The following is a 6,406-nucleotide window of genomic DNA, read 5'->3' as shown; positions in this document are numbered from 1 at the left end:
CATTCGCGTCACGATCTTCGGCGATGGTTATATGCGTGAGCCCTTGCAAGAGTTAGCTGTCTCACTGGGGGTGGCAGAGCGTGTGGCCTTCCCCGGCTGGCTGGCGCATGTCGACCTGCCGGAGTTGCGCCGGTACCGCGGCTTTGTGTTCCCCACCTTGGCCGAAGCAAACGGGATCGTCATCCAGGAGGCGATGATGCTGGGCCTGCCGGTGCTCACGCTGCGCTGGGGCGGGCCTGTTATGCTGGCCGATGAAGAAAGCGCGCTGTTTATTGACCCCGACGGTGAAGAGCCGGTGGTAACCGGGCTGGCCGAGGCAATGAACCGTCTGGCAAGAGATCCGGACCTAGCCACCCGGATCGGGACGGCGGCAAGGGCTCGGGCGCAGACTACTTTCGGCTGGGACAGCGTGGCCGCAAGCTGGTCGTCGCACTATGCGGCTCAAGGAGCGCACCACGACCGCCGACCCTGAACCCGTCGGGTTCATAATCAGCATGCTATGCAACAAAATCTCGGCGAACTTCAGATGGATCTCTTGGCCTGATGTTCCTCAGTGGTACCGACCCTCGCCGCGCTTTCCAGGAGTGCCTCACGCTCCTTTTCGAGGCTGTGCGAGCGCGCAAGTAGCGTCCGCCATGTTCCGTTGGTCAGGCACTCGGAATGGACGAGTGCTATGGCGACAGGAATGACGGGAGCGCCAAGTGACTGAACGATTGCCAGTCGATGAGTCCCGGAATAAGCAAGTAGCAGGCGCCCGTCGCGCGCCACAACCGTGGCAATCCCATCCATCTCCCGAAAGGCGAATGCAGACATCTCCCGGCGGGTAAGCAGCGTACCAGTGCCGCGCACAAATGCGATGATCTTGTCGAGATTGCGATTTCTTTGCGTAACATCCTCAAGCGACTTGCAGTGGTCGAACGATCCTTCTCGATCCACGAGAGACAGCATCCTGTCGATTTCGCCGCTATCTTCCCAGGACAAGCCCTCGAGAATCCTCTTTTCCAGCACGGTACGAATTTCCAGACACTGAGGGTTGAGCCTCTCCAGGCAATCCCAGTCTCCGCCGTCAACAGCCCCACTGAAACGATCCGGAGACTGCAGCAAAAGCCCTACAGATCCGATATGGTTGAGGCAGACATCCTGTGGGCGAACAAACAGGAGCTGATATTTTCTCGGCGTTTCCGGGCCGTGTTTCAGTCTCAAGAGCAAGTCGCTTGCCAGAAAGAACGGTATCCGTGCTAAGCGCCTGATGGAAAATAATGCCATCTGAAGCCTAATAGGGAGGGTTCGCTGAATGAACCTTCGGATCAGAGGCATTGTCTGACCCAGCGTGTTCGCACAGCCCTCTCCAGAATCAGCTTTCTCATTTCGAAATCGATGCTGTAGCAGATTTGGAACGGCTGGTAGGCGTGGTGGTCATTTTCTAATGTAGCCAACTAGGAATCTTCGATCTGGACGGAAAGACATGCGGGAGGCTAGAGCAGTATCGGACCCTATTCTACTGCATCCAAGCGGATCGGACCACCTTTATCACTTCGCGTGCTGACGATGCTACATGTCCCGCCACCCCCTCCACCTCCTCGTTCAACCTGAGGCCCATGCTGATGAGCCCGTGCAGGGCGGCGTGGGCGTAGACGAAGGTGTCGAGGGCCTCGTTGCGCTCGCCGTCGCGCTTGGGCTGCCAGGAGCGGATCGGGCGGCCCCGCTCGAAGCGGGTGACGACGCGCTCGGCGGTCAGCTGGCGGAAGTAGTCGGCGTCGAGGCGGCGGGGGAAGTGGATCGCGCCGGGGCCGGGTTCGACCAGGCGCAACCGGGCGTAGACGGCATCCTTCACCGCGTCGACGCCGACGATGAAGAGCGGGATCTTGCCCTTGTTCGTGCGGGTCGGGCGGCGCGGCCAGACCGGGATGCCGGGCCCGCCGCTTCCCTTGACAACACGGTATCCCGGCGAACTTCAGATGGATATCTCGGTTTGATTTTCCTCAGTGTGAACTGGCCCCCATTTAGACCGGACACCTTGGCCTGACCAAGGAGGCTTAAGGATACAGCATTTCCACTTATTCATGATGTGTATCCAGAGGCTTTGAAGAAGTTCCAGCACTCGACGGGGGTGAAGAGATCGCAGACGTCGCCGATTNTCCACTTATTCATGATGTGTATCCAGAGGCTTTGAAGAAGTTCCAGCACTCGACGGGGGTGAAGAGATCGCAGACGTCGCCGATTGCTGCGATGAGCTGATCGAATGTTCTCGCACCGATGCGTCTGAGGTGCGCCTTGAGTTTGGAGAAGGCCATTTCGATAGGGTTGAGGTCTGGGCTGTATGCAGGCAGGAACAAAAACTAACAGCCGTGCGCCTTGAGCAATCGAGCAGCTCTGTCGCTCTTGGCGGTTAGGCCCGCTCCAGGTCACGCAGGAAGCGCCGGGCATTGGCCGCCGTTTTTGCATTGAAGACGCGGATAAAGACCCATCTCGTCGCTCGGTCGATCGCTACAAACAGATACCGACGCAAGGACTCGTCGGCCATCTGAGGTAGATACTTCACGTCGATGTGGATGTATCCGGGCTCGTAAGCCTTGAAGGCGCTGTGTTTGGGCTTGGGGGCTTTGGCATTCATGTCGCGCAGGTTGCCGACACCGTGCCGACGTAAACAACGGTCCAGACCCGAGCGCGAGACATTCGGGTTCAGGAACTCGCGCACCACGGCCAAAAGGTCATCGAGCGAAACCAGCAGGGTCGTGCGCAGACCAACGGCAACGGCCACGGCCTCTTGCGCAGGCGTCAACGTCATCTGCAACCGATGCGGCGTGTGACTGCGGTCTTCAACGCCGTCCCGCTTGCGCCACTTCCACACGGTTTGCTCGGAGGTCCCGTGGCGCTCGGCAACGATCCAGGCCGGTTCATCGCCCGCATGGATGGCCGCCCTGATCTTCGGTGTGGTCGTGGTCGGGCTATGAAGCTTGATCAGCATGCCGGTCTCCCGTCTCGCACCTCGTTCAAAACAAATCGTGCCTTGAAAACCGCAGATCGACGAGGGGCTATGTGATCATCCGAGATGGAACAAATAGCGACCGCGTTTAGGACTGTTTCTCAGTCATGCGTATGCTCGTTGTCGCCGGTAGGCCGCCCGGTCGGTATCGACGAAACCATGCTTCAAGTGTGCGGAAGCTTATTTCTGCCAAGAGAATCGAAATCGCTGAGTATCCAATCAGGCGCATCCAACCTTCGTCAAATCCGGCCGGGCCAAGGATACGCATCCAAATATCCAACCCAATTAGATGATAAAGGTAAATGCCGTAGCTGATTTCGCCAACCCGCGCTACGGGACGCGCAGCAAGAAATGGTGTCAACATTGTGCGCTCGCGAACGACCAAGGCGGCAAGCATCAAAGTCATCGTTGTGTGAATCAGTAGATTGGGCCAACCTAAAACATTCCAAGGCGTTAATTGCAAAGCGAGGATGAGCGCAACAGCGAGGATCAGGGCTGCCCATCGGCTGCCAAGGAGCCACCAAAACAACACAAAACTACGCTTCCGATCTAAAAGAATTGCAAGCAAAGATCCTAAAAGTATCGGAGCGTATGTTGCATTTGGAAGCTGGAATAGCAGGTGGCCAGCAGCAATTGGATCAATCAGAATCCATCCTGCCGATATAACAACGTTAATAAAAATGAGTAAAAGTAGCAAAGGAACTCGTGCCGCTAGAGGCAATACTAACAAAAGCGCCGGCCAGACCAAATAATATTGCTGTTCTATTGAGAGTGACCACGTGATCGTGAGCGTCGGAATATGTTCAGTAAGGAAATTTGAGAAGAAGATGTAGTAATAGGGTAAAATTTGTAGGTATTCAACCTGTCCTTTTATACCGATGTAGTAGGTCGCAACTGCTGTCACGACAAAAAAATAGACAGGTAAGATTCGCAATCCACGGCGAATGTAGAAGGCTCGCAGGGAGTACCGCCCCCGTTCGCGAGCCTCTCGAAGCAGCAATGTTGTAATCAAGAAGCCCGATAGCACAAAGAAAAAGTCAACGCCCATAAAGCCGCGGCCAAATAGTTGAAATGAACCCTTATCGATCGGTATGGCATGATGCCAAAGCACCATCGTGATGCATATGAAACGCAGGCCATTGAGGTTGATGAAAAACCGAGTATCCTTATAGGATGAAAACGCAGCATCAATATTGCATTCGGGCCCCGCCATCCGGCAGTTTTTGACATCACCAGTTGCGGTCATCTCTCTATGGCCACGCTCGACCTCTATACTGACGAATAAAATTATTCATAATTAGTTGTATTCAATACATGCTACAGCGCAATGCATTCATCAAGCAATCGTTTCAAAATACGCTGGATTTGTTCAAAAAATTAACGTGGAACAGCAGAAATTGTGGTCTCCCATCGAATGGTCCGATGTAAAAGGTAGCACATGGTCAGCCTCTAGTCTATCGGCACGATGCTTTCTGGCGCTGGCGACCGGTATCCCAGAGCGCTATGCAGTCTGACGGCATTGTACAACTGAACGCCAGAACACCCACGTTATCGACCGGCGCGAGGTTCTTTATCGATGGTACCCTTGGTTTGGCCGATCGGTTTATGTCCATGAGGTGATCGACAAGCCTGGTGTGGCGGTGTTTCGATGCAATCTCACTGGCGGTCGGTCGGACCGGTCTCAGGAAGTCCCCGTCTGGATGTTTGATCGGGCCGCATGTGCCGGCTGTCGCGGTGTAGATACGGCACATGTTGGTCTGGATACCCTGACGGCGCTTGTGGAGCTGGTCCGCGAAGCTGGCCGTAGCTCATTCGATAAATCCGCCTCCCCATCACGCGCTGGCGCAGCATTGGACTCTGAAGCCACGATTCGGAGGTCGGCCAATGCCGCGCAAAACGATGACGACGCAACTCGAGCTGTTTCCGGAGATCCAGTCCACAGGATAGTGTCTCACGGGGTTCTCTAATCGCCACGGTCAAGAGCTGATTTCTCTGCGGTTCATTTTGCGCGCCGGGCTCTTTGGTTCTCTCCGCGGTCATCGCAAGGGACGCCGCATGTTTGCGTTCAGGGTTGGGTGGATCGAAGTGGTGTGCGCGGTCTTCGCCGCAGCCGTGGGAACGATCTCACCCTCGCCGCGCGTCCCGGCTGGACGCATTCCGTTTCGCTGAGTATGAGCGTCGTTTCAGGTCTGCCTCATGCCACGGCCTCTTCCTGGAACGGCGTGTTCGTGCGCCACATGGCGTGCAGCGTGACGGCCAGCTTTCTCGCCAGTGCGACCTTCGCCTTTCTTGGGCCTGTCCGTTCGGCAATCGCCTTGGCCCAGCTGCGCAGCCCTGTATCGCCAAGATTCCGACAGAAGATCGCGTTGGCCGCCTCGTAGAGACATTTCCTCGTGAACCTATCCCCACGCTTGGAGACCCGGCCGTTGCGGCTGATCTCGCCGGATTCGTAGCGCCTTGGCGTTAGCCCGAGATAGGCACCCGCGCTGGACGAGCGCCGAAAGCGAGACGCGTCATCGAAGGTCGCACCGCCGCCATGGCTGTAATCGGCCCCACTCCGGGCGCTGTCATCAGCAAGCGGACGGTGGCATGCCGCTTGGCAATTGCCCGGATCCGGCTGTCGAGCGCGGCGATGCGGACAAGGATGTCGCGTCTGGCCTGCATCAGAGCTTCGAAAATCGGGACGAGTTCCGGGGAGACCGCCAACTCGCCTCGGATGATTTCCTCGGCTCGGCGCTTGAACCCGCCAACCCGCTTGCCGAACTTCACGCCGAAGGTCTTCAACAGGCCCCTGATCTCGTTCTCCAGCTTGACGCGCATGCCGACCAGGGCCTCACGCGCCGTCAGCATCGCCCGGTTGACATAGGCATCGTGGCTTTTGATCTGCACGGCTTTGAACCAGCCGGTGCGCACGATCTGGGCGAGGCCGCGGGCATCATGGCGGTCTGTCTTGTTCGGCATCACCTTCAGCACGCCGCCTGCATGGCGCGCGTCGAGGCAAACGAGGGGTACCTTGAGTGCCGTTAGCGCATTCCAGAGCCAGACGGCCAACGGGCCGGTTTCCATGCCAACCCGTTCAAGACAATCGGTCCGTTCTGCAAGCCAGTGGGCAATTGCGTCCGGGCATGTAGGCACTTTAGCTTCAGCCAGAATCCCGCCGTTCTGATCCACGACGCAAATCGCCGTCTCTTCCTGCGACACGTCCAACGCTGCAAATACACTCATGCTATTCTCCATGATTAGGTTGCTTCGACTGCCGAAGCAGCAACCCATGTTGCACCACATTGGTGCGAAGGGAGATGGCGATTACGCTAACCCGGATAATTCATGAAGCTGCGGACTTGTGCTCAGGGGGGCAGTTTCCTGGGGTTTGGGTTTGTCTCGCGCACCCGACGTCGGCGTCCGGGTAGCAGGCCGTCC

General features: G+C 57.0%; 6 protein-coding genes and 3 pseudogenes. 2 read left to right on the top strand and 7 right to left on the bottom strand.

All coding sequences use genetic code 11. The features are described from left to right. The coding region (locus V8352_RS21085) for a glycosyltransferase family 4 protein (protein WP_336426226.1) at window positions 1-472 on the top strand (472 nt) is incomplete at its 5' end. Window positions 473-522: 50 nt separating this feature from the next. Here V8352_RS21085 and V8352_RS21080 read toward each other — a convergent pair. From V8352_RS21080 to V8352_RS21060, 5 genes and pseudogenes are all read right to left on the bottom strand, one after another. Then, entirely contained in the window at window positions 523-1,266 is a 744-nt protein-coding gene (locus tag V8352_RS21080) for a hypothetical protein (RefSeq protein WP_336426225.1), read from the bottom strand. A 232-nt stretch (window positions 1,267-1,498) separates the two neighbouring features. Then, the gene (locus V8352_RS21075) at window positions 1,499-1,909 is read right to left on the bottom strand and encodes a terminase gpA endonuclease subunit (protein ID WP_336426227.1); all 411 of its coding nucleotides are present in this window, start codon (window positions 1,907-1,909) and stop codon (window positions 1,499-1,501) included. Between the two features lie 238 nt (window positions 1,910-2,147). Continuing rightward, window positions 2,148-2,336: pseudogene (locus tag V8352_RS21070) on the bottom strand (transposase); the annotation flags it as partial. Between the two features lie 56 nt (window positions 2,337-2,392). Continuing rightward, a pseudogene (locus V8352_RS21065) lies at window positions 2,393-2,968 on the bottom strand (IS481 family transposase); the annotation flags it as partial. Between the two features lie 106 nt (window positions 2,969-3,074). Next, a complete protein-coding gene (locus V8352_RS21060; protein ID WP_336426224.1) occupies window positions 3,075-4,232 on the bottom strand; it encodes an acyltransferase family protein in 1,158 nt (385 codons plus the stop codon). A 925-nt stretch (window positions 4,233-5,157) separates the two neighbouring features. Between V8352_RS21060 and V8352_RS21055 the strand changes: the two genes are divergently transcribed. Beyond that, entirely contained in the window at window positions 5,158-5,367 is a 210-nt protein-coding gene (locus tag V8352_RS21055) for a hypothetical protein (RefSeq protein ID WP_336426223.1), read from the top strand. Between the two features lie 35 nt (window positions 5,368-5,402). Here the strand turns inward: V8352_RS21055 and V8352_RS21050 are convergent. After that, window positions 5,403-5,450: pseudogene (locus V8352_RS21050) on the bottom strand (hypothetical protein); the annotation flags it as partial. Beyond that, window positions 5,450-6,187 carry an IS110 family transposase gene (locus V8352_RS21045; RefSeq protein WP_336426222.1) on the bottom strand — a complete coding sequence of 246 codons (738 nt, stop codon included), beginning with the start codon at window positions 6,185-6,187 and terminating at the stop codon, window positions 5,450-5,452. The gene V8352_RS21045 and the pseudogene V8352_RS21050, both read right to left, overlap by 1 nt. Window positions 6,188-6,406 lie beyond the last annotated feature (219 nt).

The sequence above is a fragment of the Roseovarius sp. D0-M9 genome (genome assembly GCF_037083805.1).
Lineage (GTDB): Bacteria > Pseudomonadota > Alphaproteobacteria > Rhodobacterales > Rhodobacteraceae > Roseovarius.
This window is presented reverse-complemented; position numbering and strand designations above follow the sequence as displayed.

Bases quoted from the DNA above. Each gene is read 5' to 3' on its own strand.
- V8352_RS21055 (WP_336426223.1), top strand. From the start codon at position 5,158: ATGAGCGTCGTTTCAGGTCTGCCTCATGCCACGGCCTCTTCCTGGAAC.
- V8352_RS21080 (WP_336426225.1), bottom strand. From the start codon at position 1,266: ATGGCATTATTTTCCATCAGGCGCTTAGCACGGATACCGTTCTTTCTG.
- V8352_RS21060 (WP_336426224.1), bottom strand. From the start codon at position 4,232: ATGACCGCAACTGGTGATGTCAAAAACTGCCGGATGGCGGGGCCCGAA.